This is a genomic window from Glutamicibacter sp. (assembly GCF_050701915.1).
In the GTDB taxonomy this organism is placed as follows: Bacteria; Actinomycetota; Actinomycetes; order Actinomycetales; family Micrococcaceae; genus Glutamicibacter.
The window spans coordinates 1-26,842 of record NZ_JBOGEG010000028.1; the positions used below are offsets into that span (position 1 = coordinate 1).

At 61.0% G+C, this 26,842-nt stretch carries 24 protein-coding genes; 12 read left to right on the top strand and 12 right to left on the bottom strand.

Features of this window, described 5'->3' with window-relative positions:
• On the bottom strand, nucleotides 1–2,227 hold a 2,227-nt coding region (locus ACRDT3_RS14465; protein WP_431493639.1), incomplete at its 3' end, for a choice-of-anchor G family protein.
• A gap of 422 nt (nucleotides 2,228–2,649) precedes the next feature.
• Between ACRDT3_RS14465 and ACRDT3_RS14470 the strand changes: the two genes are divergently transcribed.
• On the top strand, nucleotides 2,650–3,315 hold the full coding sequence (locus tag ACRDT3_RS14470; RefSeq protein WP_431493640.1) for a response regulator transcription factor: 666 nt from the start codon (nucleotides 2,650–2,652) through the stop codon (nucleotides 3,313–3,315).
• A 17-nt stretch (nucleotides 3,316–3,332) separates the two neighbouring features.
• Here ACRDT3_RS14470 and ACRDT3_RS14475 read toward each other — a convergent pair whose 3' ends face one another.
• From ACRDT3_RS14475 to ACRDT3_RS14485, 3 genes are all read right to left on the bottom strand, one after another.
• A complete protein-coding gene (locus tag ACRDT3_RS14475; RefSeq protein WP_431493641.1) occupies nucleotides 3,333–4,046 on the bottom strand; it encodes an SH3 domain-containing protein in 714 nt (237 codons plus the stop codon).
• A 100-nt stretch (nucleotides 4,047–4,146) separates the two neighbouring features.
• On the bottom strand, nucleotides 4,147–4,647 hold the full coding sequence (locus tag ACRDT3_RS14480) for a ferritin (protein WP_133834868.1): 501 nt from the start codon (nucleotides 4,645–4,647) through the stop codon (nucleotides 4,147–4,149).
• A gap of 145 nt (nucleotides 4,648–4,792) precedes the next feature.
• On the bottom strand, nucleotides 4,793–7,225 hold the full coding sequence (locus tag ACRDT3_RS14485; protein ID WP_431493642.1) for a Tex family protein: 2,433 nt from the start codon (nucleotides 7,223–7,225) through the stop codon (nucleotides 4,793–4,795).
• A 126-nt stretch (nucleotides 7,226–7,351) separates the two neighbouring features.
• On the opposite strand from ACRDT3_RS14485, the gene ACRDT3_RS14490 reads away from it, so the two are divergent.
• Nucleotides 7,352–7,654, top strand: coding sequence for a hypothetical protein (locus tag ACRDT3_RS14490; protein WP_431493643.1), 303 nt, complete (start codon nucleotides 7,352–7,354; stop codon nucleotides 7,652–7,654).
• Nucleotides 7,655–7,697: 43 nt separating this feature from the next.
• The gene (locus ACRDT3_RS14495) at nucleotides 7,698–8,108 is read left to right on the top strand and encodes an RNA-binding S4 domain-containing protein (RefSeq protein WP_431493644.1); all 411 of its coding nucleotides are present in this window, start codon (nucleotides 7,698–7,700) and stop codon (nucleotides 8,106–8,108) included.
• Here ACRDT3_RS14495 and ACRDT3_RS14500 read toward each other — a convergent pair.
• The gene (locus ACRDT3_RS14500; RefSeq protein ID WP_431493645.1) at nucleotides 8,105–10,054 is read right to left on the bottom strand and encodes a prolyl oligopeptidase family serine peptidase; all 1,950 of its coding nucleotides are present in this window, start codon (nucleotides 10,052–10,054) and stop codon (nucleotides 8,105–8,107) included. The genes ACRDT3_RS14495 and ACRDT3_RS14500 overlap by 4 nt on opposite strands.
• Nucleotides 10,055–10,129: 75 nt before the next feature.
• Between ACRDT3_RS14500 and ACRDT3_RS14505 the strand changes: the two genes are divergently transcribed.
• Together ACRDT3_RS14505 and ACRDT3_RS14510 are read left to right on the top strand one after the other, a co-directional pair.
• Nucleotides 10,130–10,669, top strand: a complete 540-nt coding sequence (locus ACRDT3_RS14505; protein ID WP_431493646.1) for a DUF1697 domain-containing protein — start codon at nucleotides 10,130–10,132, stop codon at nucleotides 10,667–10,669.
• A 60-nt stretch (nucleotides 10,670–10,729) separates the two neighbouring features.
• Nucleotides 10,730–11,386, top strand: a complete 657-nt coding sequence (locus tag ACRDT3_RS14510) for a trimeric intracellular cation channel family protein (RefSeq protein ID WP_431493647.1) — start codon at nucleotides 10,730–10,732, stop codon at nucleotides 11,384–11,386.
• Here ACRDT3_RS14510 and ACRDT3_RS14515 read toward each other — a convergent pair.
• The gene (locus ACRDT3_RS14515; RefSeq protein ID WP_431493648.1) at nucleotides 11,383–12,639 is read right to left on the bottom strand and encodes a CynX/NimT family MFS transporter; all 1,257 of its coding nucleotides are present in this window, start codon (nucleotides 12,637–12,639) and stop codon (nucleotides 11,383–11,385) included. The genes ACRDT3_RS14510 and ACRDT3_RS14515 overlap by 4 nt on opposite strands.
• Nucleotides 12,640–12,656: 17 nt before the next feature.
• On the bottom strand, nucleotides 12,657–13,211 hold the full coding sequence (locus ACRDT3_RS14520; protein WP_431493649.1) for a TetR/AcrR family transcriptional regulator: 555 nt from the start codon (nucleotides 13,209–13,211) through the stop codon (nucleotides 12,657–12,659).
• A gap of 135 nt (nucleotides 13,212–13,346) precedes the next feature.
• Between ACRDT3_RS14520 and ACRDT3_RS14525 the strand changes: the two genes are divergently transcribed.
• The 3 genes from ACRDT3_RS14525 (at nucleotide 13,347) to ACRDT3_RS14535 (ending at nucleotide 16,481) form a co-directional block, all read left to right on the top strand.
• Nucleotides 13,347–14,864 carry an MFS transporter gene (locus tag ACRDT3_RS14525; RefSeq protein ID WP_431493650.1) on the top strand — a complete coding sequence of 506 codons (1,518 nt, stop codon included), beginning with the start codon at nucleotides 13,347–13,349 and terminating at the stop codon, nucleotides 14,862–14,864.
• A 294-nt stretch (nucleotides 14,865–15,158) separates the two neighbouring features.
• Nucleotides 15,159–15,362 (top strand): cold-shock protein, encoded by a 204-nt coding sequence (locus tag ACRDT3_RS14530; RefSeq protein ID WP_013349999.1) that lies wholly within the window; start codon nucleotides 15,159–15,161, stop codon nucleotides 15,360–15,362.
• 126 nt (nucleotides 15,363–15,488) lie between these two features.
• Nucleotides 15,489–16,481, top strand: a complete 993-nt coding sequence (locus ACRDT3_RS14535; RefSeq protein ID WP_431493651.1) for an LLM class flavin-dependent oxidoreductase — start codon at nucleotides 15,489–15,491, stop codon at nucleotides 16,479–16,481.
• Here the strand turns inward: ACRDT3_RS14535 and ACRDT3_RS14540 are convergent.
• Both ACRDT3_RS14540 and ACRDT3_RS14545 read right to left on the bottom strand, forming a co-directional pair.
• Nucleotides 16,468–16,902, bottom strand: coding sequence for a hypothetical protein (locus ACRDT3_RS14540; RefSeq protein ID WP_431493652.1), 435 nt, complete (start codon nucleotides 16,900–16,902; stop codon nucleotides 16,468–16,470). The two genes, ACRDT3_RS14535 and ACRDT3_RS14540, sit on opposite strands and share 14 nt — an antisense overlap.
• A 69-nt stretch (nucleotides 16,903–16,971) precedes the next feature.
• Nucleotides 16,972–18,216, bottom strand: a complete 1,245-nt coding sequence (locus ACRDT3_RS14545; protein WP_431493653.1) for an MFS transporter — start codon at nucleotides 18,214–18,216, stop codon at nucleotides 16,972–16,974.
• A 219-nt stretch (nucleotides 18,217–18,435) separates the two neighbouring features.
• Between ACRDT3_RS14545 and ACRDT3_RS14550 the strand changes: the two genes are divergently transcribed.
• From ACRDT3_RS14550 to ACRDT3_RS14565, 4 genes are all read left to right on the top strand, one after another.
• Nucleotides 18,436–18,930 (top strand): Lrp/AsnC family transcriptional regulator, encoded by a 495-nt coding sequence (locus ACRDT3_RS14550; protein WP_431493677.1) that lies wholly within the window; start codon nucleotides 18,436–18,438, stop codon nucleotides 18,928–18,930.
• A gap of 135 nt (nucleotides 18,931–19,065) precedes the next feature.
• Nucleotides 19,066–19,329, top strand: a complete 264-nt coding sequence (locus ACRDT3_RS14555) for a hypothetical protein (protein WP_431493654.1) — start codon at nucleotides 19,066–19,068, stop codon at nucleotides 19,327–19,329.
• A gap of 46 nt (nucleotides 19,330–19,375) precedes the next feature.
• Nucleotides 19,376–20,281 (top strand): LysR family transcriptional regulator, encoded by a 906-nt coding sequence (locus ACRDT3_RS14560; protein ID WP_105658862.1) that lies wholly within the window; start codon nucleotides 19,376–19,378, stop codon nucleotides 20,279–20,281.
• A gap of 59 nt (nucleotides 20,282–20,340) precedes the next feature.
• Nucleotides 20,341–21,405, top strand: a complete 1,065-nt coding sequence (locus tag ACRDT3_RS14565; RefSeq protein WP_431493655.1) for an enoyl-CoA hydratase/isomerase family protein — start codon at nucleotides 20,341–20,343, stop codon at nucleotides 21,403–21,405.
• Here the strand turns inward: ACRDT3_RS14565 and ACRDT3_RS14570 are convergent.
• The 3 genes from ACRDT3_RS14570 to ACRDT3_RS14580 are packed head-to-tail and all read right to left on the bottom strand — an operon-like array spanning nucleotide 21,402 to nucleotide 26,728.
• Nucleotides 21,402–23,168 carry an FMN-binding glutamate synthase family protein gene (locus ACRDT3_RS14570; protein ID WP_431493656.1) on the bottom strand — a complete coding sequence of 589 codons (1,767 nt, stop codon included), beginning with the start codon at nucleotides 23,166–23,168 and terminating at the stop codon, nucleotides 21,402–21,404. The two genes, ACRDT3_RS14565 and ACRDT3_RS14570, sit on opposite strands and share 4 nt — an antisense overlap.
• Before the next feature lie 60 nt (nucleotides 23,169–23,228).
• On the bottom strand, nucleotides 23,229–24,989 hold the full coding sequence (locus tag ACRDT3_RS14575; RefSeq protein WP_431493657.1) for an amino acid ABC transporter ATP-binding/permease protein: 1,761 nt from the start codon (nucleotides 24,987–24,989) through the stop codon (nucleotides 23,229–23,231).
• Nucleotides 24,989–26,728 (bottom strand): ABC transporter ATP-binding protein/permease, encoded by a 1,740-nt coding sequence (locus ACRDT3_RS14580; protein WP_431493658.1) that lies wholly within the window; start codon nucleotides 26,726–26,728, stop codon nucleotides 24,989–24,991. Before ACRDT3_RS14580 ends, ACRDT3_RS14575 begins: the two co-directional genes overlap by 1 nt.
• Nucleotides 26,729–26,842: the final 114 nt, after the last annotated feature.

Consider the following 26,842-nt stretch of genomic DNA (forward strand, 5'->3'; position numbering starts at 1 on the left):
CAGTCGCGTCAGCGGTTGCATCGGCAGTCGCGTCAGCGGTTGCATCGGCAGTCGCGTCAGCGGTTGCATCGGCAGTCGCGTCAGCGGTTGCATCGGCAGTCGCGTCAGCGGTTGCATCGGCAGTCGCATCGGCGGTTGCATCGGCAGTCGCATCGGCAGTCGCATCGGCGGTTGCATCAGCAGTCGCATCGGCAGTCGCATCGGCAGTCGCATCAGCAGTCGCATCGGCAGTCGCATCGGCGGTTGCATCAGCAGTCGCATCAGCGGTCGCATCAGCCTCGGCGTCAGCGGTTGCATCGGCAGTCGCATCAGCCTCGGCGTCAGCGGTTGCATCGGCAGGACCAACGGTGATGGTTACTTCGTCGCTGGTAACACCATCGGTTGCGGTGATGGTGTGCTCGCCCTCAGGAACGGCTGGGAACGTAGCGGTCCAGTTGCCATTCTCATCCACAGTCACGGTCTGGGTGTTCTCGCCATCGAGCGAAACTTCAACCGTGGTACCTGGTTCGCCAGTACCGGTTACAGGAACATCGTCGCCGTCGGTAAAGGTATCAGTTTCTGTCGGGCTGGTAATGATAACGTCTGCGTATTCAGCCTGTGCGCGAACGGCCGAAGTACCGAGGTCAACTCCGACAGCTGCTGCACCAAGAACCGGCAGAACATCGATTGCGAGAGCGGTTACGTAGTTCAGTTCACCGTCTACAGCTGGATCTACAACCTGCGCAGCAGCCGGAGCAGCAACGTTGGCAGTCGTAGCAGGAACAGTCACTTCAGTCGAAGCCACGGTTCCCTGTTCGTTGAGGGTGATTTCCAGAACCTCTTCAAGAAGTGGCTCGACTGCACCATTGACTACTGGTGCGACGACTTCAGTGACCAGTGCTTGGATGCCTTCTGGGTAGCCATCAAGCAGTGCGTTCACTCCCTGGAAAGCTGGGCCGGTCACGCCAAGAACCAGTTCAAGAACGCTGTCGAGCAGCGATCCAACGTTGATACCATCGCCGAGACCTGGCAGGAGAGTCAGGTCATTTGCAAGAGTGAAGGCCTCAGTATTGCCGTTGAGCAGGTCGCTCAATGAGCCACTGATATTGACGCCGCCGTCGACAAGGTCACCAAGCAGCACTACTTCTGCGTTGACATCTGCGGTCAGGGTGAAGCTCGCTTCAGCAAGGATCTCGTTGACTGCATCAGTCAGGTTGGTGGTGACTTCGTCCAGCAATCCGGTCAGTTCAGCGGTAATGAGTGCTGCGGTTGCGTCGTCCAGCAACGGAGTGTTTGCAGGCTGGTCGTTCAGGCCACCTTCAATGATCTTGGACAGATCAATGTTGACGGTGCCTTCGCCCAAGTTCAGGGAAACTGCACCGGTGTCGGAAACCAGTTCCTGAGCAAGTACGGTGCTCAGGGTGCCGGTTACGTCATCCAAGCCGTTGACAACCAGGTTGGAGTTCGACAGGCCAATCTCTGCAAGGAGCAGATTTACATTGACAGCGTTCAGCGAGCTGCTGATCGTATCGGTCAGGCCACCGTCGCCAACAATCCCGTCCAGCGCAGTACCGAGAGCGGTAGTAGTGGTGGTCAGGTCTGCACTCAGCTGGGAAACCAACGGGCTATGCAGGTCTACAGTCGCGGAAGCGATCTTGTATTCGTGAGTAGGATCAGCGCCATCGGTGCGCTCGGTGGTGGAGCCAAGTGCGCCCAACTGGAGCTCAGCAACATCGAGGACTTCATTAGTCAAGCCGGCTACACCAACCTGGTCGAACAGCTTGGTCAGGTCGATCGAAGCTAGTTCTGCGGTATTGCCGTCAACGGCCAAGGCACCGTCGCCGCCCAAGACGCCGGCAGAAGCCTTGGCGTGGGTAGCGGTGTCCGCGATTGCGTACGAGGACAATGCGCCGGCCTGTCCCAACTGAATGAGGCCAGTTCCATCATCGCCGATGACTGGCAGGCTAAGGGAACCCAGATCGATACCTAGTGATCCGTTTAGCAATTCAAGGTTCAGCGGGTTCTCCTGAGCTGCAGGCGAACTTGGGTTTGCTGAGTAGGAGTAACCAGCATCGGCCACGTCTAGGGTCAGGCCGTCGACGTTAATGACCTTGCCGAATGCTTCCGACAGATCATCAGGAGCCGCAAAAGCGGCAGTTACGGTAGGAGCCACGAAAAGGCTTGCAACGACTGCACCTGCAAGAACGCGGCGTGCGGCACGCGGTTTCTTGCCATTCTTAGGTGGCAAATTGATTTCTTGCACCACTTGTCCTCCAAATGTTGAGAATGATCTAGGGAACTCCAAAGAGCTCCTATTTGACCCTATGCTGGATGAACCCCGACTCACAGGTTTCTTTCAGCCATTTCTTTGTATACTCAGGTCAAACTTCTTAGCCAGGCGGCCAAAAACGTTGGCTTTCAGGTAATACTGACCAGTAATTTAAGTTCTTGCCATTGGAGGAACTAATCTACTTTCAGGTTCTGACCTGAAAATTTACCTGAACAGTAAAGTAACATTATGACAACAGCCTTGTAATGCTATCTGTCAAGCCAAGGAATTAGGCTAGTTGGCCATAGACTGTGATTCACCTGCTAGCTCGCCTCACATCGGGATGTGTTGAAAAGGCTTGCCCGGGATAACTGTGGTTTTTAGGAACTGAGGATTCTTGTATGTCGCATATCCGTATTCATCTGGCCGATAGTGACCATTTTTCACGGGCCGGGATTGCTGGCGTCCTAGCCGAGGCCAACGACTTGGTGATCGAGCATGTTTCGGATTGCATGTCCGAGGCTGTTCAAGCTGCGACCGAATTGAAGCCGGACATCGTCATCCTGGAATCATCGCTGAACGGGACCGACCTGTATTGCTCGATTCGGGAAATCTCCGAAAGTGCACCGAATACCAAGATCGTGGTGTTGGCTACCCGCTACCAGCGGGACGATATCTCCAAGGCCTACGATGCTGGTAGCTCAGGACTGATCTCGAAAAGCTCCATCAGCTCAGAACTGCCCAGCGCCTTGCGCATGCTTGCTGCAGGCTACCAACTTTTTGCCCAGCCACTGGACGGCTGGGAATCGACCGCGAGAATCGTGCGCCGCTCGGGACAGCAATCCGTCGTGCGCAAGCTCAGCGAGCGCGATCGCGGCTTGGTGCGCCTGGTTGCGGCCGGGCTCACCAATTCTCAGATTGCCCGCATCGCGCACATCTCCGAGGGCTCGGTAAAGCTCCATTTGGCGCGCATCATGGAAGAACTGGGTGTCACCAATCGAGTGCAGCTTGCAGTAGTCGCTACGGAATCCGGTTTGGTCTCCTCGGCGGATCTGCAGATCGCCTAGCGGAAGTGCCCTGCCCGCTAGTACACCGTACGAAGCTGGCTGGCAGGGATCCACATTTCCTCGCCATCGCGGTCAATCTGCCGCCACGCGCCCTGACGGGCCACGATGATAACTGCCGTATCCGCTGGAAGAATCCGCACCAGCGAGTAGTGGTCGCCAGGACCGCGTCTCGCGTTCAGGCCGATGGTGGTCAGTGCCCGCTGGTTGGGAACGGCGATCAGCCCGCCCTTGGCTGGACGGGAGGGGATCTCCTGCAAGTACATGCTTGGAACCCAGCCCAGCAATTTGCCGCACTGCACCTGGGACCACAGTCCTTGCTGAAGCATCGAGCGGACCTTGGACCCCTGGTCAATGACCTTGAGCACCGGATACCCGGTGCCACTGCCCTTGCGCAGATTCAACGTTGCGGTCGTAACATGGGTGGCTTCGATCAATGAATAGCGTGAAAGAACTGGCTCGGCCAGCTCGTCATCCTCTTCGGCAACTACCGGCTCGTCAAAGACCGCCGGGATCGCTTCAAGATAGATATTCGGCAGCCAACCGTAGATTTGGTGCACGAGAACATGCGCCCACGAGCCCTTGACCTCAATCAATACCAGCTCTGTGCCCTGCTCCAAATGGCTCTGCACTACGTAGTGGCGGCCGGCGCCCTTGCGTAGCTTGAGCGAGGCAGTCGTCCGGTGGGTATTGGTAACGGACGACGTCCGAGCCGACTGATGTGGATAGCCCACCTGGTTCACAACCACCTCAAATGAAAAAACTTAGGGAAGCAACCACCGGTTGCTTCCCTAAGTTTATTCCATTTTTAGAAGATGCGTGCTTCGCAGCCTATTAGGATGCGGAAGAACGCGAGCCGAGCTCTGCATCCAGCCGCAGCAGACCGCTTCCATCGTTGCCGATCATCCTGACGCGGTCCAGGATTTCACCAACGGTGGCTTCCTCTTCGACCTGCTCATCGATGAACCAGTGCAGCAGCGGCAGGGAGTCAATGTCCCCCTCGGTCTGCGCCAAACGGTACAGCTCACGGATTGCTCCGGAGACCTTCTGCTCGTGGGCCAAGGAAGCTGCGAAGGCATCTGCAACGCTGTTCACGTTCACAGTCGGTGCAGGCTGCTCGCCAATCTTCGGGTGGGCCGAGCGGTCGGTCATGTGGGTCATGAACTTTTCCGCGTGCACGATTTCCTCGCCGGCCTGGGCACGGAACCAGCCAGCAATGCCTGGAAGGCTCAATACGTCCATTTCAACTGCCAGCTGACGGTAAACCGTTGCTGCGGTTAGTTCGAGAGTTACCTGGGTGCTGAAGGCTTCTGCCAGTTTTCCTGTAAGTTCCATGTCATCAGACTAAACCTGTTTCCCCACCTTGTCACCGAAGTTCGGACTCACTTAGTCAAACCGGAATTAGGGAATCATCCCTAGTTGGGATCAAGTTAACGTAGCCGATACTAACCTAAGTTAGGCACGCCGATACGCTCCTAATCTACTTACCCAGCCCTGCTCTGCGCAGTGCCTCAGCCATTGCGGTGTTACCCGGTGCACCTGGCTTGCCCTGCGCGGGCTGGGCCTTGCGATTCTGCCCATTGCGGTTCTGGCCCGAGCGCGCCGAACGGCCCGCTCCCGGTCCCTTGCGTTCGCGTGGCCCGGAGTTCTTGGACTCCTCGCCGGCAACTGGCAGCTCATCATCCAGGCGCAGGGTCAGCGAGATGCGCTTGCGCACGGTATCCACTTCCAGCACCTTGACCTTGACAATCTGGCCAGAACTGACCACTTCACGAGGATCAGAAATGAACTTGGTGCTCATGGCCGAGACATGAATCAGGCCGTCCTGGTGAACGCCCAGATCCACGAATGCGCCGAAGGCGGCAACGTTGGAGACGGTGCCTTCCATGATCATCCCCGGCTTGACGTCCTTAATGGTCTCGACGCCTTCCTTGAGCGTGGCCGTCACGAATTCGCCACGGGGGTCGCGGGCAGGACGGCGCAACTCGGCAATCACGTCGCGAATGGTTGGCTCGCCAAACTGGTCCGTGGCGAAATCCTGCGGGTTCAGCTCTTCAAGCCGGCGGCCCTGCGCTTCGGCGCTGGACTGCAGGGTCTTGGCCAGAACGTAGGCTTCGGGGTGCACCGAGGAAGCATCGAGCCGCTCTTTGCCACCAGTAATGCGCAGGAAGCCTGCGCACTGTTCAAAGGCCTTGGCTCCCAGGCGCGGCACCTTCAGCAGGTCCTTGCGGGTAGCGAAAGGGCCGTTGGCGTTACGGTGATCCACGATATTGCGGCTGAGCAGCGGTCCCACGCCGGCCACACGGGCCAGCAAGGCAGGCGACGCGGTATTCACGTCGACGCCGACGGCATTCACGCAGTCCTCGACCACCGCATCCAGTGCGCGGTCCAGCTTCGAGGCAGTGACGTCGTGCTGGTATTGGCCCACGCCAATGGACTTCGGATCGATCTTCACCAGCTCGGCCAGCGGGTCCTGCAAGCGGCGGGCGATCGAGACCGCGCCGCGCAGCGACACATCCATGTCCGGCAATTCCTGGCTGGCCAGCTCGGAGGCCGAGTACACCGAAGCGCCTGCTTCCGAGACGATGACCTTGCTAACGCCCTCGCCGCCAAGCACCTTGATGACTTCGGCCGCCAGGCGGTCTGTTTCGCGCCCCGCCGTGCCATTGCCTACCGCAATCAGCGTCGTGCCATGCTTCTGGGCCAGCTTGGCCAGCACCGCAATGGATTCATTCCACTTATTGGCTGGTGCATGTGGATAGATCGTTGCTGTTTCCACCGATTGGCCGGTCAGGTCCACCACTGCAACCTTCACACCGGTGCGCAGACCCGGGTCCAAGCCCAGCACGGCCTTGTTGCCGGCCGGCGCGGCCAGCAAGACATCGCGCAGGTTCGCCGCGAAAATCTTCACCGATTCATCTTCCGCGGCTTCGAACAGGCGTGAGCGCAGGTCGGATTCAAAGCGGGTCAGCAGGCGGGCTTTCCACGCCAGACGCACGGTCTGCGCAATCCATTTGGCAGCAGGCGCACCGGTTGGAACGTTCAGTCCCAAGGATGCGGCAATAGCGTTCTCGTAAGCGCTGCGGGCTTCGTCCAAGGCCTGTTCGTCCCGTGGATCAGCTTCCGCGAGCTGCAGATTGAGCACCCCTTCACGTTCACCGCGCAGCAGTGCCAGAACCCGGTGCGATGGCAAGTGATCAAGCGCTGCCACGTAGTCCAGGTAATCGGAGTATTTCCTCTGGCCTTCTGCGGTGGCGCCCGAAGCGACGCTGGCACCGATCTTTCCGGTGTTCCACAGGCGTTCGCGCAGTTCGCCGGCGAGAACGACATCCTGGGATACGCGCTCGGTCACGATGGAACGCGCTCCGGAGAGCACATCTGCGTCGGTGGCAAATCCGGCGTCGGCATTCAGGTACCCGGCCGCCGCCTGCACCGGATCCGTCATTGGGTCCGCGAGCAGCAGATCAGCCAAAGGTTCCAGGCCTGCCTCCCGGGCAATCTGGGCCTTGGTACGGCGCTTGGATTTGAATGGCAGGTACAGGTCTTCGAGTTCCGCCTTGGTGGTGGCGGCGCGAATCGCTTCGGCAAGCTGGTCGGTCAGCTTGCCGGCTTCGGCGATGGCTTCAAGTACAGCTGCACGGCGGTCTTCCAATTCACGCAGGTAGCGCAGCCGTTCTTCGAGCAGGCGCAGCTGGCTGTCGCTGAGCATGCCGGTAACTTCCTTGCGGTAACGGGCAATAAAGGGAACCGTTGATCCGGAGTCCAAGAGCTCGATAGCTGCCTTGATTTGCCAGGGGGCTACGGCGGACTCATCGGAGAGTTCATGGGCCAGCTGGGCGATGATTCGCTGCCTGGTCGCGCTGTCATTTGCGGTGTTCTTCTGCTCGCTAGTCACCGATCCATTGTGCATCATGCCATCCGATCTTCAGATGATCGACTCGGTTGGCATTCAGCAGAAACTCAATCTCCATGGCTATGATTTATTGTTATGGGGATTGAGAAAGTTCGAAAGGTAGCAGCGCTAATTGCTATCTCGTCTATGGCGCTATTGAGCACCGGATGCGCATTCGTTGAAGATACTGCTGCAGACGCGGCCAACCAGCTTACCGATGCAGCGTCCAAGGAAATCGTGCGCCAGGCATGCGCACCGGTCCAGGACGGCACCATTGACGCCAGCGAACTTCGCGTCCTCTCCTCCATTGTGAAATCAGTCCAAGGCGGTGGCCTGCCGCAGGACCTGGTTGACGTGCTCCAGGAACTGGCTAATTCAGGAGACCAGGCACCGGAAGCATTGCAGCAGCGCCTGGTTGAGATTTGCGACGAAGCTACAATTTCGAACTAGCAGCTTCAGCGGCACCAACCATCCGCTGATCTAGACTTTTCCCATGGTCGAAATTCCAAGAAGCGGCAAAGTACGTCTCGATGCGTGGCTGTGGTCGGTGCGTATCTACAAGACTCGTTCCTCCGCGACTACTGCCTGCCGTGCTGGACATGTTCGCTTGAACGGCGATCCGGTGAAGGCTTCGCAAACCGTTGTTTCCGGTGATCGCATCCGTGTGCGCAAAGACGGTTTCGACCGCGATCTCGAAGTCAGCGGGCTGATCTCCAAGCGTGTTGGCGCGCCAGTTGCCGCAAAATGCTATATCGACCACACCCCGCCGCGCGAACGCCTGGTCATCCCCCAGGTCCCGATTCGCGAACGCGGTGCCGGCCGGCCCACCAAGAAAGACCGCCGCGAAATGGATCGCTTGCGGGATTCCTGGCAGGCCCCGGAGTCCGGCTCAGATCTTTCCTAGGACAGCACGATCGCCGGAACGTCCGTCTGGAATCCGAAGATCTGCGCGTAGAAAGCCAAGGAGCTTTCCAACGCCTTGATGATGTTTTCCGACTTTCTGAAACCGTGCTGTTCTCCTTCAAAGAGGATGTAGGCATGGGCAATGCCGCGTTCGGCCAGCGCATCTGCGACCATCTGCGACTGCGCTGGTGGCACCACCTTGTCTTCATCCCCCTGCAACAGCAATACGGGGCAGGAAATCTTCGCCACATGGTTGATTGGCGCACGCTTCTCATATAGATCAGCAGCTTCCGGGTAGGGTCCCACCAACGAGAACATGTACTGCGATTCGAAGTCGTGGGTGTCCTGCACCAGGCCCACCAGATCCGAAACACCGTAGCGGCTGATGCCCGCGGTGAAGGCATTGGAGAAGGTCAGCGCGCACAGCACGGTCCACCCGCCGGCGCTGCCTCCTTCGATGCCGATGCGTGCGGGGTCGGCAATGCCCTGCGCTACCAGCGCGTTGACCACGGCGACGGTATCGGCCACATCGACTACGCCCCAGGAGCCACGCAGGCGGTTGCGGTATTCACGGCCATAACCGGTGGAGCCGCCATAGTTCACGTCGACTACGCCGATTCCGCGTGAGGTGTAATAGGCAACCGTGGCACTGAGCGTAGGCGAGGCCTGGCTGGTTGGACCGCCGTGCACAAAGGTGACAAATGGCGGCAGTTCGCCCGCCATCCCTGCGTAGCCTTCCTGGGAAGGCCGGTAGAGCAACGCATGGACGGACTGGCCGGCGAGGTTCTTGCACTCGAATTCTTCCACGTCTGGAAGCACCGCCGGATCTGGCAGCTGCGCAATCGCACGGGTCACCGGGTGGTGTTCCAGGGTGTCGAGGTCGATCAAGGTAATTTCTTCGCCCTGGGTCATTGACGACGTGCCAGCAAGCAGCCACCCATCACGCAGTGCGAAAGGGCGGATGCGGGTGAATGGCAGCGCGATGTCTTCCAGTCCCCCGGTGTCCGCGTGCAGGCGTGCCAGCTTGGTGGTGCCGGTGCCGTAGGAGCACAGCATGGTTCGGGCGCTTTCTGCCAGGTACCATCCGGTGCCTACCTGCCATAGCGGGCCGGCGAATTCTGCGGCACGGTCAACTAACCGGGTGGTGCGTGCAGAGCTGTCTTGGTAGAGGTAGGGATTCCACCAGCCGCTGGCATCGGAGATGAAGGCCAGCTGGTCGTCATCGAGCCATTCTGGTTGCATGACCGAGACTTCTGCTCCACCGGCAATGACAGTGTCCTGGAGTACGCCGTCTTCGGTGAAGTCAGCCAGGTGCAGCTCGGTGGAGTCCCACGGCATATTCGGATGCTCCCAGCTGATCCAGGACAGCCGGGTACCCGCGGGGCTCAGGCGTGGCGCTGCGACGAATCGTGCCGGGGCGCTGAGGACGCGGATCTTGCCCAGGACCTCGGCTGCGCTGCCGTCCAAGGGGATCTGCACGATGTGGCGTACCGGTTCTGCCCGCAGGTCTTCCATGATGGCCAAGATGGTGCCTTCTGGCCCCGGGGTGAATTCTGCGAAGCGCAGCTGCGGGTCTGCATCGGCTCCGCTGGCCGGGGTCAGGGCCGTAGCGTCGTGCTCGCCTACGGTTTGCCGGTAAACCCGCTGGTCAGCGAAGTTCGCAAAGACAATAGCCGGGGTGCTGCCTTCGATGAGCATCCAGCTGGAGCCACCGTATTCGTGGACCCGGGAGCGCACGTTGAATGGTGCCTGGATGAGCTCTGCACCGGCAGTGCCGTCGGTGCCGTATTCCATGAGCGTGATGCGCCCGCCTTCGGCAGGACGGCCTTCTTGGACAATGAGCCCGCCTGAAAAGAAGCAGGCGCCGCCCAGTGGTTTGGTTCCGGCTGCGACGTCATGCGCGGAAATCGATGATGGCCATGATCCGAAGGGTAAGTGCGTAGGCATATTCTTGATCCTAGCGATCTTTATGATTCATAACGACCCTCGACAAGCATCAATCCGATGCGCTTGGATTGATCCATGACCAGATATGCCGTATTCCTGCGTGGTGTGAATGTCGGCGGGGTCAAGGTTCTGATGAAGGACTTGGCCCAGCTGCTTCTCGATGCTGGTTTCACCGACGTGAAAACCCTTTTGGCCAGCGGCAATGCCGTGCTCAGCGCACGGAGTTCTGATCCGCTGGCAGTCCAGGAACAATGCAATGCAGTTCTGGCCGGGCACTACCGGCGGCCGATTCCCGCGCTTGTCTACACCGCCGCGGAGATCCAGCGGCTGTCCCAGCCCTTCCCGCTGCCCTTGCCTGACCCGTCCAGCGACCACCATGGCTACTTCACGCTCTGCGAATCGGAAGAGGATGCACAAGCGTTGGGCGCTGCTATCCAGGGACTTGCGCAGCCCGGAGCCTATCTGGTCCAGGGCCGTGCCGTGGCGTGGATTGTCCGCAAGGGCGAGAGCACCACGAATCCGATCGGGAAGCTCATGGCCGCACAGGCAAAGCAACGCATTGTGACGACCCGGAACCACAACACCTTGGTCAAGCTCGCCAAGATTCTTGGCTGAGATCACCGGTGAGCAATAATTGAGCCTTGTCCCACTGATTGACCTGCAAAAGGCCCTGGAATGTACATCCTGATCGAGCTCATTGGCATTTTCTTCTTCGCCGTCGCTGGTTCATTGATGGCCGCGCGCCGTGGCTTCGATCTGCTCGGTTCGGCCTTCCTTGGCGGGGTCTGCGGCCTGGGCGGCGGAGTGGTTAGGGATTTGATTCTCAATCAATCACCGGCGACTTTCGCGCATCCGATCTACTTTGTGCCCCCGGTGCTCGCGGCTCTTTGCGTCTACGCGTTTACCCCCGCGGTACAGAAGCTGCACCGCCTGGTCCAGCTGTTCGACGCGGCAGGGCTGGGCCTGTTCTGTGTCACCGGCACGCTCAAGGCGCTGGAAAACGAGTTCAATCCGGTCACCGCGGTCCTGCTTGGCGTCATCACCAGCGTGGGCGGTGGCTTGATGCGCGATGTCATTTCCAACGTCACCCCGGATCTGTTCAATCCGCGCGATATCTACGCGTTGGCCGCCATGGTGGGTGCGGCGCTCACCGCCGTGGTGTGGCACCTGGAGCTGATGAACGCTCTGGTGGGTGCCGGCATCGCCGCCTTGGCTTTTGCCATCCGCGTGGCTTCCATCCGCTTCGGCTGGTCGGTCCCGTTGGCCGCGGGCCATTGGCATCGTGCCCACCCCACGCCACCGTCCAACGAGGGTCCGCAGCGCCACTTCTAGTCGATGCGCTCGAGCTTGCCCAGGTCTTCGGTGCTTGGCGAATCATCTTCGATGGTGCGCGGCGGGTTGATGATGATCGCACCGACCAGCATCACGATGACGCAGGCGCCCAGCATGGAGAACGCCGCACCCCATGAATCGGTGGCTTTCTGCACCACGCCAAAAAGCATGGGAACCACCGCGGCACCGGCATAGCCCAGGCCCTGGGCGAAGCCCGAGAGCACGCCTGAACCGTAGGTAGTGCGCGAGCGCAGGTTCATCATCAGCAAGGCAATGGCGAAGGTGCCCTGGCCGAGGCCGGCCAGGCAGATCCACAACGCAGTGTTCTGCGTTGGCGACAGGTAGATGCCAAGGTGCCCGGCAATCCAGCACGAGGTGAAGACCAGGACTGCAACGATCGGGTGCTTCAGGCGCGGCACCCAGAGCGGGACCAGCAGGCTGACCGGCAGGCCGAGGATCGCGAAGAGCGCCAGCATGTTGCCCGCTGCCATTTCGTCAAGGCCGCGGTTCTGCAGGTAGGGCGGAAGCCAGGTGAAGTAGACGTAGGTCTGCGCCGAGTTGCCGGCCAAGAAAATCGCCAAGCCCCATGCCACCTTGGACTTCCAGGGATTGATCTTGGCAATAGGTTGCGGATGCCCGCTGGCGTGGACCGGGTTATCCGGGCGTTGCGTCCCGCGGTCGGCAACCAGCTGCACCAGCCATGGCACCAGCACGATGCCTGACAGGGCAGCCCAGGAGCCAATGGAGACCTTCCAGTCGCTGAGATTGGCCAGGGGAACGGAGAACTGCGGGGCCATCCAGGTGCCGATGGCCAGCATCGTGACATAGCCGCTGGTGACCATGCCGATACGGTCCGGGAAGTACTTCTTGACCAATGGCGGCAGCACCACGTTGCCCATGCCGTAGCCAGCCAAGGTGATGATCGACAGGGCGAGGAAGGAGTAGACCTCGGGCATGAAGACCCGGGCGATCTGGCCGCTGACGGCCAAGCCCAGCGAGATCATCAGGGTTTTTTCCAGGCCGAAAGCCTTGATCAGCCGCGGAGTGAGCAGGCCGAATACTGCGAAAGCAATGGGCGCGAGCATGGCCAGCAGGCCGGTGGTGAACTCCGTGAACTGGATATCCGCTTCAATGCGGGAGAGCAATGGGGATACGGATACCACTGCGGCGCGAAGGGAAAGGGCTAGCAGCAGGATGCCAAGCAGCGCTCCAACTCGTCCCCTGATTGGAGAAGCAACGCTCTGGTTCTTCATTGATTTCTACCTGCTCGCTATTCGTTGAGGTTCCCCAACTTTTTTATTTTCGAGACCAACTCTAGTAAGCGATTGAGCTCGCCATCAAAATTGCGCTCGTACCATGTCCCGGGCAGGGCCAGATTCGCGTAGAGCCCCTCGCCGGCGAGCATCACCAGATGCGCGATGTCCTTGCTGCCGACTTCATCCAGAATGCACCGGTACCAGCGCTCATTGGTGCTCTCGATCTTCTCCGTCGCGGCTTTGACCCCGGCCTGGGCCAGGCGCTGCAGGGCCACCAGGTGCCGATCCAATTCGGTATCGACTTCCGCGCTGGTGCGCACGTAATAAACGGATGCTCCTTCCGCTGCGGTGCGCATCTCCTCCACATCCCGGGCCACATGTTCCTCCGCAGCCTCGATGACCGCGTCGGCCAGGGCTTCCTTGGAGGCGAAGTGGTAGAGCAGTCCGCCCTTGGAGACTCCAGCGCGTGCGGCCGTGGCATCCAGCGTGGCTGCCCGTTCCCCTTCTTCGCACAATAGCGCGATATAGGCGTCAAGCACTTTGCCGCGGGCAGCAGGTGGGCGGGCCATAGTTCTCCGTTCCAAGGTGTAGTTCGTGATCGATCTGACTTTACCAACAATTGTAACTATACCGTCTAGACGGTACAGTTATAAATTGCGGGCAAACCTCCGCGCATTCCACCTCCTACCCCAAGGGCGAACGTCATGACCTCAAACATCTCCGAACGCGCATCAGTGCTCAGCAAGCCGCGCCGTTGGGCGGCCTTGGCGGTCCTGCTTTTCCCCGTACTGCTGATTTCAGTCGACAACACCGTCCTGTCATTCGCAGTGCCGGCCATCACCGCCGCACTCTCCCCTACCGGAAGCCAGCTGCTGTGGATCATCGATATCTACCCGCTGATCCTTGCCGGCCTCTTGGTGCCGATGGGCTCCCTGGGCGACCGGTTCGGTCGGCGCAAGCTTCTGCTGATCGGCGCAACCGGCTTCGCCTTGGTTTCGGCCATTGCGGCCTTTGCCACCGACGCCACCCAACTGGTTGCCGCCCGCGCATTGCTCGGCATCTTCGGCGCCATGCTGATGCCCGCTACCTTGTCGCTTATCCGCAATATCTTCCCGGACGACAACGAACGCCGTACGGCCGTCGCCGTGTGGGCTTCGGCCTTCTCCGGCGGCGCTGTCCTGGGACCAATTGTTGGAGGCATCCTGCTGGAGCACTTCTGGTGGGGTTCGGTCTTCCTCATGGCCGTACCGATGCTGTTGCCGCTGCTGATCGGCGGCATGATCCTGGTTCCCGAATCCAAGGACCCCAACCCGGGCCGGGTGGATCCGCTTTCGATCCTGCTGGTGGTCTTCACCCTGCTGCCCTTCGTCTACGCCATCAAGACCGCAACTACCGCTCCTTGGTACCTCTTGGCTGCCTCTGTTGCCCTTGCCATTGCTTGCGGTGCGGCTTTCGTCCGCCGCCAGCTCAAGGCTGAACAGCCGATGCTCGATGTGCGCCTGTTCTCCAACGCCCCCTTCTCAGGCGCGTTGATGGTCAACCTCATTGGCGTATTCTCACTGGTCGGCTTCATCTATTTCGTCTCCCAGCACTTGCAGCTCATTGCGGGATTCAGCCCGCTTCTAGCTGGCTTGTGGATGACTCCGGGGCTGGTGCTGACCATGGCATTCGGCCTGATCTCGGTGGGCCTATCGCGCCGCTTCGGCTCGCCGAACATCATGGCCCTGGGCCTGGTCTTCTCCGCTGTTGCCTATCTTCTGGTGATCTTGGCCGGAGAAGGAGCCAATCCGATCTTGCTGATGGCGGCCTTCGCCGTCTTGGGCACCGGCATCGGCATGACCGAAACCCTGTCCAATGACATGGTGCTCGCCGCAGTCCCGGCTTCCAAGGCCGGCGCGGCATCAGCGATCTCGGAAACCGCCTACGAGGTGGGGTCGGTATTGGGCATCGCAGTGCTGGGAACCATCTTGAATACGGTTTACACCTCGAGGTTGCTCGCCCCCGGTTCGCTGACCGATGCCCAGCTGCAAACTGCCGGCGAAACCCTGGGCGGCGCGCACCAAGTCGCTGCCACGCTGAGTGCCGCCGATGCGCAAGCACTGGTGGACTCCGCAGCCATGGCCTTCGACCACGGTGTTCTGCTGACTTCCGGCATTGCCGCCCTCTTGTCGCTGGTCGCCGCGGCAGTGGTGTTCCGCGTCATCAAACCGGCATTTCGGTGAACTCGGTGAACCTGTTTCCCAAATTTTTGATTAATTGGTAAAAAGTTGTTCAATTGTCGCCAGCAAACACGTAGGCTAGGCATTGTAGTTCCAAAGTAATTCGCGAAGTACCCGTTAGAAGTTTGTGAATGTCGTACCACCTCGGTTGACGCGAGCCCCTTCTAGACGTGAAGTGAATGACTTGGCTGCTTCGCATTGTTCGCATTCCATCCTTGGGATTCGGAGGGTGCGTAGATTACAACCAAGCTCGCCAACTAAACCGGCGAGAAACGTCTGAAAGGACCAAATAAGAAAATGGCAACCGGAATCGTCAAGTGGTTCAACGCTGAAAAGGGCTTCGGCTTCATCGCTCCAGACAGCGGCGATCCAGACGTCTTTGCACACTTCTCCGCAATCCAGACCCAGGGTTTCCGCACCCTGGACGAGGGCCAGAAGGTGGAGTTCGAAGTCGTTGAGGGTCCAAAGGGTCTGCAGGCTGCAGACATTCGCGCTCTCTAAAGAAGGTCTTTGGCGCTAACGCCAGACTTAGCCAGGGAACGGCTATCCGCACTGCGGATAGCCGTTCCTTGCGTTTGAGGCGGAAGTTACAGGAATACTTCCTGGATACCACCGGTTGTACCAAGTGTGAAGCTTTCTATCTTGGATCTGGCTCCGGTTGCACCCGGGTCAACTATTTCCGACTCTTTCAAGTCCTCCGTCCGCTTGGCGCAAACCGCAGAACGCCATGGGTATGAACGCGTCTGGTACGCGGAACACCACAATATGCCCACCATTGCTTCCAGCGCGACCTCGCTGCTGATCAGCCACATAGCCCACCACACCGAGAAGATTCGCCTGGGTTCGGGCGGCATCATGCTGCCAAACCACTCCCCGTTGGTCATTGCCGAGCAGTTCGGCACGCTGGCCGAAATCTACGGCGACCGCATCGACTTGGGCTTGGGCCGCGCCCCGGGTACCGATATGACCACCTTGCGCGCCTTGCGCCGTGATCCGTCGGCCGCCGATTCCTTCCCGCACGATGTGCTGGAACTGCAGGCCTACCTGGCCGGCGAATCCCGGATTCCCACCGTTCAGGCGACCCCGGGGGCAGGAACCAACGTTCCACTGTACATCTTGGGCTCTTCGCTCTTCGGGGCCAAGCTCGCAGCCCAGCTGGGACTGCCGTATTCCTTTGCCTCGCATTTCGCGCCGGCAGCGCTGCATGAAGCGATCCGCGTCTACCGCGAAGAATTCACCCCATCAGCGCAGCTGGCTGAACCATACGTAATTGCCGGCGTGGGCGTCCTGGCTGCGGAATCGGCCGAACACGCGCACGAACTGCTGGAAGTTGCCAAGCGCCATCGCGTGGCAAGCTTCATCGGCCGCTCCGCGAAGAAGGAGTTCACCGAAGCGGAAGTCGACATGCTCATGGATACTCCGCAGGCGCAGCAGATCCTGGACATGATGCGCTACACCGCGATGGGCACCGGGGAACAGGTAGCTGAATACCTGCGCCACTTCGCTTCGGCAGCGCAGGCGGATGAACTGATCACGATCCATTACCCCACCGAGGAGCAAGCTCGACTGGAATCGGTGATGATTACCGCCGAGGCCTGCCAGCTGGTTAGCGCTCAGTAATTCTGATCCAGCGCCTGGTTGCCATCAGCAGCAGCGCAATCAAGGCAAGGGTCAAGCAGAATTCCACGCCGATATAGGCGTAGTGCCATAGCGATCCGCCATCGGAGACTCCTGCAAGTACCGCTTCGGTACGCGCAGAGAGTCCCGGGCGGATCGCTACGGTTTTAATCAGCAGCAATAGGCCGACCACCCCTACGCCCCAACCCCAGGCCTTGCCGGTACCGCGCTTGGCCGTCCCGGCCACCAGCGCGATGAAGAAGAGAATCTCGACCATGTTCATGGCGAAGAAGACGCGGCGGCCAATGCCCAGACCCAAGGGAATGGTGATTCCGGGTGCGGTGAATTTCAGTGGCGCCTCGATGAATGAGATGCCGATAATCAGGCCGAGCCAAAGTGCAGGAATGTAAATGCGTGCAGCCACGGCCCACCTTGCACCCCTGGTAGCAGGCGCTGGAAGAGGACTAGTCATACCTCCACAGTACGCCGGGTTCTAGCGCGCTTTGCGCAGTCCTGACAGCGCCCAGGCCGCTAGCGCCGCGGCCACCACGGCGCAGAGGACGGAGAATACCAGGATGCTTTGCTGCTGCCCGAAGACGCCAACAGCCCAGCCCAGCGCGATGACTGGAACAGCGCTGCCCAGGTAGGTCACCAGGTAGATGGTGGACACGGTTTGGGCGTGCTGCTTGTCATTGACCGCGTCCACGGCCGAAGCAAAAGCGGTGCGGAAGGCAATACCCTGGCCCAGGCCCAGGAAAACCAATGCCACGACGGCCCATGCCAGCTGGCGATGCCCGGCAGCCACTGCCAGCACCACGGTGGAGGCTGCCATCAATCCCAGGCCAATAGGCAGCAAGGACTTGCCACCGCGCACAACCAACTGCGACAGCGCGGATATGCCCAAGGGAAGGCCGGCAATCAGGCCAATTACCAACAGCGAGTCCAGGCCGAAGGCCTGGGCGAAGTAGCCCGGTGCCAAGGACAGCACGAAGCCGAAGATGGCAAAGCTCAAGAAGCCGACGAGGGCAGCGAGCCAGAACTGCGCACGGGCCGAGCTGGGCACGCCCAAGCGGCGTGGGGCCAGTGCCTTGCTTCGTTGCCCGCGCTCAGCCAGCGCAATCGCAGGACGAGCCTGCAAGGTGCTCAATGGGATCAGGACCAGCAGCAGCAAGAACGCCTGCACCATGAACACGGTATGGCGCCCGCCAGGCAGATGAGCCAACAGCCCGCCAAGCACCGGCCCGAAGGCGACACCGCCCGAGGAGGCCAAGAGGGTGAAGCGCGAAGCCCACTCAGGCCGGGCAGGAAGCAGTTCGCGCAGGGCCGCAGCGCTAGCTCCGGTAGCCAGCGCGACACCGGTCCCCTGCAAACCACGGCCAAGGCACAGTTCCAGCAGGTTGCTGGCCGATCCGAAGACCAGGGTCCCGGCGAAGGAGACAACGACTGCGATCACCAGCGCTGCACGGCGGCCGATATGATCCGACCAATGCCCCACGGTGGAAAGGAACAGCATCAGCGAGCAGACGTAGCTGGCGAAGGCCACGGTGGTTCCCATGGCGCCAAGGCGCAATTCGGATTGGAGTGCCGGGTACAGCGGGGTGGCCAGGTTGGCGCCAACCAGCAGCAGGAAGCTGACGGCCACGGTGATCACCAGTCGAGCGGTCAGCCCCGGGTTCCAGGAGAGTACGCGATGGTTCATTGGCTGCATGCGCAGCTCGCTGATAACCGACAAGTTCACTCCCAGAATCAAAGTAGCCCAGAACAGCTGGGCACAAAGAATGCCCAGAAAAAGTTTTTACCGGTGGGGCCACTCGCTGCCCCACCGGTTAGTTGAGCGTTCTGCTTGCGTTTGTCTACTACAACAGACCGTTCACTCACTAATATCCGCCTATTGAAAGCAACCAGAGATATTTCTTGCTAGGATTTGAGCAGATTGTTCAAAAATTTGGCCCCGCAGATGACCCGGAGTGAGCATATAGTGCGATTAGACGATGTAGACCTGAAAGTACTGCTCTCGCTGATCAAGGATCCCCGCATCCAAATCTCTGAACTCGCAGATGAGGTCGGTGTTGCGCGCAACACAGCGCAGTCGCGCCTGCGCCGCTTGCAGCGCGCCGAAATCCTTCGCGACGGCGGCCGCGACATCGATTTGAGCAAGCTCGGCTACGATGTCCTGGCCTTCGTGACGTTGGAAGTGAACCACCGCGATCTGGATACCGTGGTCACCGCGCTGCGCCAGATCCCCAGCGTGCTGGAAATCCATGAGACCTCCGGACGTGGCGATGTCTGGGTGCGGCTCATCGCCACGGACACCCACCAGCTGCAATCAGCACTGCGCCAGATCTTGCGCATCAAGGGTGTCACCCGTTCGGAAACAACCTTCGCGCTCCATACGCACTTGGCCTACCGCGCCGCTCCCCTGCTGGAGCATTATGCCGAACATGACCACTGAGAAGTCATTCACTGTCAACTGCAGAAAACAAGTCTTTCGTTTCCAGAATTAGCGTCCTACTCTGGTGATACGAGAAGTCACGAGGTAAATCCCCGACTTCCGGCGGATCCCTCGTATTCGACGAAGGAGTACGCAATGACCAAGGATTTCGACACCACAGAATTTGCGCCGGAGTTCGGCAACGACATCTACGAACCAGATGACGGACGCGATTCCCAGGCTTACGAGGGCTCAAGCGACATGCCGGAAACCATGCGCAACCTCGACCCGCTGGCACAGCGCAATTACCTCTACGACGATGACCTGGAAACCGAGGACCAACTCGACAACGAATTCGCCGCAGACGATGAAGAGGAAGAGGAAAGCACAGAGCTTGTTGACCTTGAGGACGAACTCTAGGCCGTGGGCTAAGCAAATCTTTGGCTAAAGGCCATAGACTTTAGAAGTGATTAATCCAGTTCATCTGCGCACATTGCTCGAAGTGGTGGCGCATCGTTCCTTTGCCACGGCCGCAACCCGCTTAGGCTACACGGCCAGTGCTGTCTCCCAGCAGATGACAGCATTGGAGCGAAGCACCGGTACTACGCTGTTCCTGCGCGGCGCACGCTCCATCACCCCGACGCCAGGTGCCCTGCGCATGGTGCGCCACGCCAAACGAGTGCTTACCGACCTCGATGCCCTCATGGCAGACGTCGCCACCATCTCCACCGAAGCTACCGACCTTGAGGAAATCAAGCTCGGCATCTTCCCTTCCCTGGCGACCTACGCGCTGCCGCAGATCCTCAAGGCACCGGATTGGTCCTCCTTGGGTATCAACTTGCGCCTGTGGATCGGCGAACCCCAGCAAACAGTGGCGGGCCTTGGCACCGGCGGCGACCTCGACCTCGCACTGATCTTCCAGGTAGGACCCGGCGGACTGTCGTGGCCAGCATCCCTGGAACGCACCTGGCTGGGCGATGACCAGTTCCGCGTAGTGATCCCGGCATCCTGGCCTATCGCTGAAGACGCTCAGCTGACCGTGGACCAGCTGGCCGAATGGCCGTGGATCTTCCACCACCCGGGAACCTCGGACGCCACCTTGATTTCGCGCTTGTTCTCTTCATACAACATCCACCCGCAGGTCGCTGCCTATTGCGATGACTTCAATGCGTCGCTGAGCCTGGTTTCCTCTGGACTCGGCGCCGCACTGGTCCCCGATCTGGCCATGGCCAATGCTCCAGAAGGCATCCGCATTGTGGATGCCCCCGAGATTCGACTGGCCCGCTCCATCTTTGCGTTGAAACCGGAAAATTCCAAGAAGCCGAAGGCCGCGCTGGTATTGGACCGGCTCGCCCAGGTGCTCTCCCGCTGATTCGTTGCGCCGCGGCGCCAGCGATGCCTGCATTCGTCCCAAGAAAGGGGAATTTCCCGGTGGAGAACCCAAGCCCTGCTTCTTCCAGCGATAGCCTGGTCATCTCGGCCGTGCATGGCCACATCGGCCATATCGAGCTGAACCGTGCCAGCAAGCTCAATGCGTTGACCTTGGAAATGCTCGCCGAGCTGAGCCGGGTGCTGCGTGCGTGGGCCGTGGACCCATCGATTTCCCTTGTACTGCTCACCGGCCGCGGGGAGCGCGCCTTCTGTGCCGGCGGAGATATTGCCGATTTCCACGCAGCTGTCACCACCGGCCGCCATCAGGATTTCGTTGATCTGCTCGCGACCGAATTCGAACTTGATTACCTGATCTCCACCTATCCCAAGCCCTTGATCAGCTTGGCTCATGGCATCACCATGGGTGGAGGCATCGGCTTGGCCTCGCACGCACCGGTGCGCCTGGTGACCCCGAACGCCACCATGGGAATGCCCGAAGCGAAGATCGGCTACACCCCTGACGTGGGAGGCAGCCACCTGCTGGCCAGCGCACCGGGCCACTTCGGCGAGTTCTATGCCATGAGCGCGCATTCCTTCACCGGGGCAGATGCCGTACTTCTCGGTTTTGCCGATGTCGTTGTCACCGAGGACTTCGCCGAGAACATCCTCGATGAGCTCGATGAGTTCGCAGGGCTGCACGCCGGCGAGATCGCGGCCGCTATCGAGGTCATGCACGGTGCCCCCGAGTCCTTCGCCCTGGAGATGGACCGAGGCTGGATCGATCATGCTTTCGGCGCCGGCACCCCGCAGGAAGTATTGGAACGCTTGGAGCAGATGGTTCATCCTTCGGCGCAGCGTGCCGCGCAGATGCTGGCAGCGAATTCCCCGACCAGCGTGGCCAGCGCGTTCTACAACGTGCGGGCTGCACGCGAGGAGCAGGACCTGCGTTCGGCATTGGACCGCGAACTGCGCCTGGCTCGATACCTGATGCACCGTCCGGATCTTGCCGAAGGCATCCGTGCCCAGGTAATTGACAAGGACCGCAACCCTGCATGGATTCCGGCTTCGCTGGACGAAGTGGACCACGCAGCATTGCGGTCTCTGGCTGCTGATTCGGACAGCTAGCTGTCAACTCCCGGTTTGCCTTCTGGCCGGGTGACATCTGCATGCACCGGGCGCACCTTGGCCGAATCCCTGGGCTCAATGCGCGGTGCGTTCACTGCATCTGCGGGTTCGTGAACCACCGACGGTGTGATATCCACGCTCTTGGGCGCCGCGTAGTCCAGCGGTGCATGCTCGCCGAAGTGGTCCGCGTCTGCTTCATCCCAGTCTTCCTTCCAGGAACCAGGAATATCCTCGAGCAGTTCGCCGGGACGCAGCCACTGGAACAGCGAGGCGTAGGAGCGAGTGGACTGCAGATTCACCCGACGGCGCAGCATCCGGGTGTTCAGCTGTTCCGGGCTGGTCAGTCCCATCGATGCCATGATCTGCGCGCATTCGGTGACGGTCAAGCGGTGGTAGTTGTAGACGCGGTGGCCCTTGTCCTCCACATCCAGTGCACGCATCAGGCGCTTGTTCTGCGTGGCAACACCCACGGGGCAGTGGTTGGTGTGGCACTGCTGGGCCTGGATGCAGCCGGTGGCCATCATCATGGAACGTGCCGAGAAGGTGAAATCCGCGCCCTGGATCAGCCGCTTGATGATGTCTGAGCCGTTGGCGACCTTGCCTGCCGCGGCGAGGCGAATTTCATCGCGCAGTCCTGCACCCACCAAGGTGTTGTGCACCAGCATCAGTCCCTCGGTCAGCGGGGCGCCAACATGGTCTTCATATTCCAGCGGGGCGGCGCCGGTGCCGCCTTCAGCGCCATCAATGGTCATGAAGTCCACCAGGATGCCGGTTTCCAGCATGCCCTTGCACAGGGCCATGATGTCGGTGCGGGAACCAACGCAGAACTTAATGCCCACTGGCTTGCCGCCGGAGAGTTCGCGAAGCTTCGCTACGAAATGCATCAATTCGCGTGGGGTGGAGAATTCCGCGTGGCTGGCCGGGGAAATGCAGTCCACGCCCATCGGGACGTTGCGGGCCTCGGAGATTTCCTCGGTGACCTTGGCTGCAGGCAGCACGCCGCCGAGCCCGGGCTTTGCGCCCTGGGACAACTTGATGGTGATGCCCTTGACGTTTTCATGGTTCGCCTTGGCAGCGAAGGTTTCAGGGTTGAAGCGGCCCTGCTCGGTACGGCAGCCGAAGTAGCCTGAACCGATTTCCCAGAACAGGTCGGCACCGTATTCCAGGTGGTACTTGGTCAGTCCGCCCTCACCGGTTTCGTGGACGAATTCGCCCATCGCGGCGCCCTTGTTCATGGCCAGCACGGCGTTGGAAGAGAGCGAACCGAAGCTCATCGAGGAGATGTTCATCAGCGAAATCTCGTAGGGCTGGAGGCACTGGCTGGATCCCACGCGCACGCGGTGCTGCGATGCCACCGGGGCAACCGGGGCCGCCGAATGCAGCAGGTATTCGTGGCCGACTTCATTGACATTCAGCTCCGTGCCGAAGGCCTTGTGGCTATCTGCGCCCTTGGCCCGTGCGTAGATCAGCGAGCGGGTGTCGCGGTTGAAGGGACGGCCATCGGTATTGCGCTCAATGAAATACTGCTGGATCTCGGGGCGGATGAACTCGAAGAGGTAGCGGGCGTGCCCGACGATCGGGAAATTGCGGAGAATCGCGTGCTTCTTTTGCACCAGGTCCCTAATGCCCAGCAGCACCAGCAAACCGGTGAGCACGACGAGGATCCACCACACCCATTCTCCGGAGGTGCCGGCAAGGATTGCGGTCACCACGAAGCCTGTGAATAGGACGGCCAGGAACAGGAGAACCACTATTCGCATCATGATGCGAGCCTAGTACCTCCCTGCCACCTTGTCAGTTCCATCCGCAGAGCATGGCGTGGATCAGCTCGGCAAAATCCGGTCTGCTTCACGCACGGCCATGCGGGCGAACAAGGATTGCCCATCGGCCAATAGCGCGGGCGCCGCACCGCGTTCCAGCACCGCTCCTTCATGGAGCACCAGTACGTTCTGTGCCCGGTTCAGGATCGATAGCCGGTGGCTGATCATCAACACCGCCAGCCCTTCACCGCGTCGGCGTTCCACCGCATCCAGGACCAGCTGCTCGCTGCTTGCATCCAGGGCGCTGGTGGATTCATCAAGGATCAATACCGCAGGCTTGCGCAGCAGCGCCCGGGCCAGGGCCACGCGCTGGCGTTGGCCGCCGGAAAGCCTGGCAAAGCGATCCCCCAACCGGGTCTGCAATCCGGCCTTCTGCTTGCGCAGCCACGGACCCATTCCCAGTTCTTCGAGGACTTCTTCCATCTCGGCGTCGCTGATCCCCTCCGCACCCAGCAAGAGGTTCTCGCGCAGCGTGCCGCGGATCATCACCGCTTCCTGGGAAACCAGGATTATCCGGTTGCGCAGTTGCGCCAAGCTTGCGGCCTCCAGCGGCACATCGCCAAAGCTAGCGGTGCCAGCAGCTTCCACCGAGCGCACCAGGGCGGCGGCAACCGACGACTTGCCGGAGCCGCTTTCGCCCACCAGGGCGAGCAAGGATCCCGGTGCCAGCTCGAAGTCCACGCCGTGTACTACCCGATGGCGTTCGAAGGCGACCGCCAGGTCCGCTACGCGCAGGGTGCCAACAGCAGGAAGCGGAACCGGGTTGTCGGTTTCACGAACCGGATGGCTGGCTATCGCGGTGGCATACAGCCGGCGAGCGCTGGCCAGCGAATCCTGCAGGCCCACGATGAAGCCGTCTACCGCGCGCACCGCTTCATAGGATGGGACCAGCGAACAGCACAGTACGATCAACGGGCCGAATTGCCCTGCGGTTCCCAGCAGGGCAAAGAGCGCGAGCAGGCTGCCCCAGACCACCAACTGGGTCAGAGTGGCCCGTACCGCGCTCAGGGCTCCGGCCGATCGCGCGGCGTGCCGGGTTTCCTGCAGGCTTTCGCGCATCCGCGCCATGACGGGTTTGCCGGCATTGAATCCGTGAATCACCTCGATGCCGGCAAGCGTGTCGGTCAGCAGCTGATTCTGGGTGCCGCGAGCCGCGGCGGTGGCCCGCGCGGTGCGGCGCAGGGCGCCGACGCCAATGGCCGGAATGGCCAGGCCGATCAGCGCATAACCGGCGAGCAGCACCAGGGCCGGTTCCATCCCGAAGACCGCCCAGGTGCCCCAGGTTGCCAGGCCGCTGACCACCACGGCCGCCACGGCCGGGGGCAGGGTGTGGGCGAAGAACACTTCGACCTTGTCGATGTCGCTGGTGGCCTTGGCGAGCATGCCGCCGGAGTTCTTGCTGCCCGCGGCAAAGGGCGCTTGGCGTTCGAATGCCTCGTACATGCTGTTGCGCAACCGCGCCAGGGAAAGGAAGGCGACCCGATGGCCTACGTACTGCTCGAGGTAGCGCACTGCGCCCTTGATAAGTCCTAGCAGGATGACCGCAGTGATCAGCGGTCCCCAGCCAAGGCCCAGTGGCAGCTGCGCAGCACCCAGGTGCAGGGCCTTGGCCAGGCCGAGCCCGGCAACGGCGTAGATCCCCAGGGAGGCCAGTCGAGTGGCGCAGGCCAGCACGCAGGCAAGCAGCAGCGGCGGGAGCAGATCCCTGGTGCTGCCAATCAGCCAGGCCACGGTTTTGAGGGTGGAGATTTTCTGCGTGTGCATTAGTTCCCCTCCCCTAGCTGGCTCCGGCCACTGGCATGCAGCGCATCGGCGCGTTGGCGGAATCCATCCATGGCCTCCTTGAGATAGCCGTCGGCGGCCAGCAGTTCTTCGCGGCTTCCGGCCTGGACGAGCTGTCCGTGGTCCATGACCAGCACGTAGTCGTAGTCGGCCAGCAACCCCAGCCGGTGGGTGACGGTGATGACCGTGGTGCTGCGGTCCAGGGCTCGCAGGGTCCGAAGCACTTCCGCTTCGGTCTGGACGTCCAAGGCGCTGGTGGGCTCATCGAGCAGCAGTACCGGACGCTGGGCGAGCAGGGCGCGGGCTAGCGACAGCCGTTGGGCCTGTCCGCCAGAAAGGCGTGCCCCGCCCTCGCCCAGGGGTTGTGCCAATCCCCCGGGTTGCCCATCGAACCACGATCCCATGCCGACCTGGCGCAGCGCCACGAGCAGTTCGCCGTCGGTGGCCTCGGGTGCACCGAGCAGGAGGTTCTCGCGCAGGCTCATGCCAAAGAGCGTTGCGTGCTGTTCCACCACGGCGGTATTGGCCTTCAAGGTTGCCGGGCCCATGGCTTGGCGGGCATCGCGGATGGTGCCTGCCGAAGCTTCGAGCTGGCCCTGGAGCACGCGCAGCAAGGTCGTCTTGCCGCTGCCCGAGGGGCCGATGACGGCAGTACGCGAACCTGCCGGGAAATGCCACGAAATGCCGGCCAGCGCGTGCTGCTCGCTGTCATAGCCGGCGCTGACTTCTTCCAGGATCAGGTCGCGGTGGCGCAGGTCCACGTGCAGCGGGTTGGCCATGGAGCGGTGCATCGGGATTTCGGCGACTGCGGCCAGTTTCTTCTCGGCCGCCTTGCCGGTCATCCCGATGTAGAAGAAGCTGCCGACGTAATTGACCGGGGCGAGCATCAAGAAGCTCAGGATCACCAGGGACAGGGCAGAGCCCGGGGTGATGGCGCCGGAGCCCGCGCGCCACCAGGCCAGCAGGGCGGCACTGGCGAGCAGCAGCACGGCGAAGCTGGAATCGATGACCAGCAGGATCAGCTGGTTGCGGGCCAGCAGTTTCATCACTTGCTGGCGCACGCGTTCGGTGGCCTGCTGGATGCGGGAGCCCATCCACCGGCTGCCGCCGTTGAGCTTGAGCATGCCCAGCGAGCGCAGTGCGTCCAGGAAGGTCGCCGAGAGAATGCCCTGGGCTCGGCGGTACTCGCCGTTCGAGGCGCCGAAGCGCCGCTGGAAGCCCAGGACGATGACCGGGACCAGCGCGGTGGGAATCAGCATCATCAGCGCGCTGAGCGGGTCAATGGCAAAGGCGATGAAGCACAAGATCAATACCGGGGTGGCTACCGCGGAGATTGCCGGGCCGATGAAGCTGGAACGGTATTTCACTGACCGTTCCACCGAGTCCATGGCCGCATGGACCAGCTCCCCCTCGCCGGCGGCGCGCACCGCCAGCGGGCCGATGGACAGATAGTGCTTGAGCAGCTTCATGCGGTGGTAGTCGGTGAGGTCATGGCCGTTGCGCGAGATCACGACCGGGACCAGGAAGGTGGCTACGGCCATGATCAGCAGTTCGCCGATGGCGCTGAAATACCATTGGGTGCCCAGCGGGCGATGGGCCATGAGTTCATCAAGGCCTTGGCCCACGACGATCACCAAGCCGGCGGTTCCGGCCGCGGCAATGAGGCTCAGTGCCACCACGATGGCTGTTGCAGCCGAAAAAATTCCAAAGACCCTACGCACCCTCCTATCCTAGGCCAGAGCCAACCGGCAGCTCCCAGCTACGGGCGCTTGCAGGCAAGGCTGGGCCGTGGAGCGTCATACATTGCCCGTGATGTCCGATGTGCGCGAAACTGG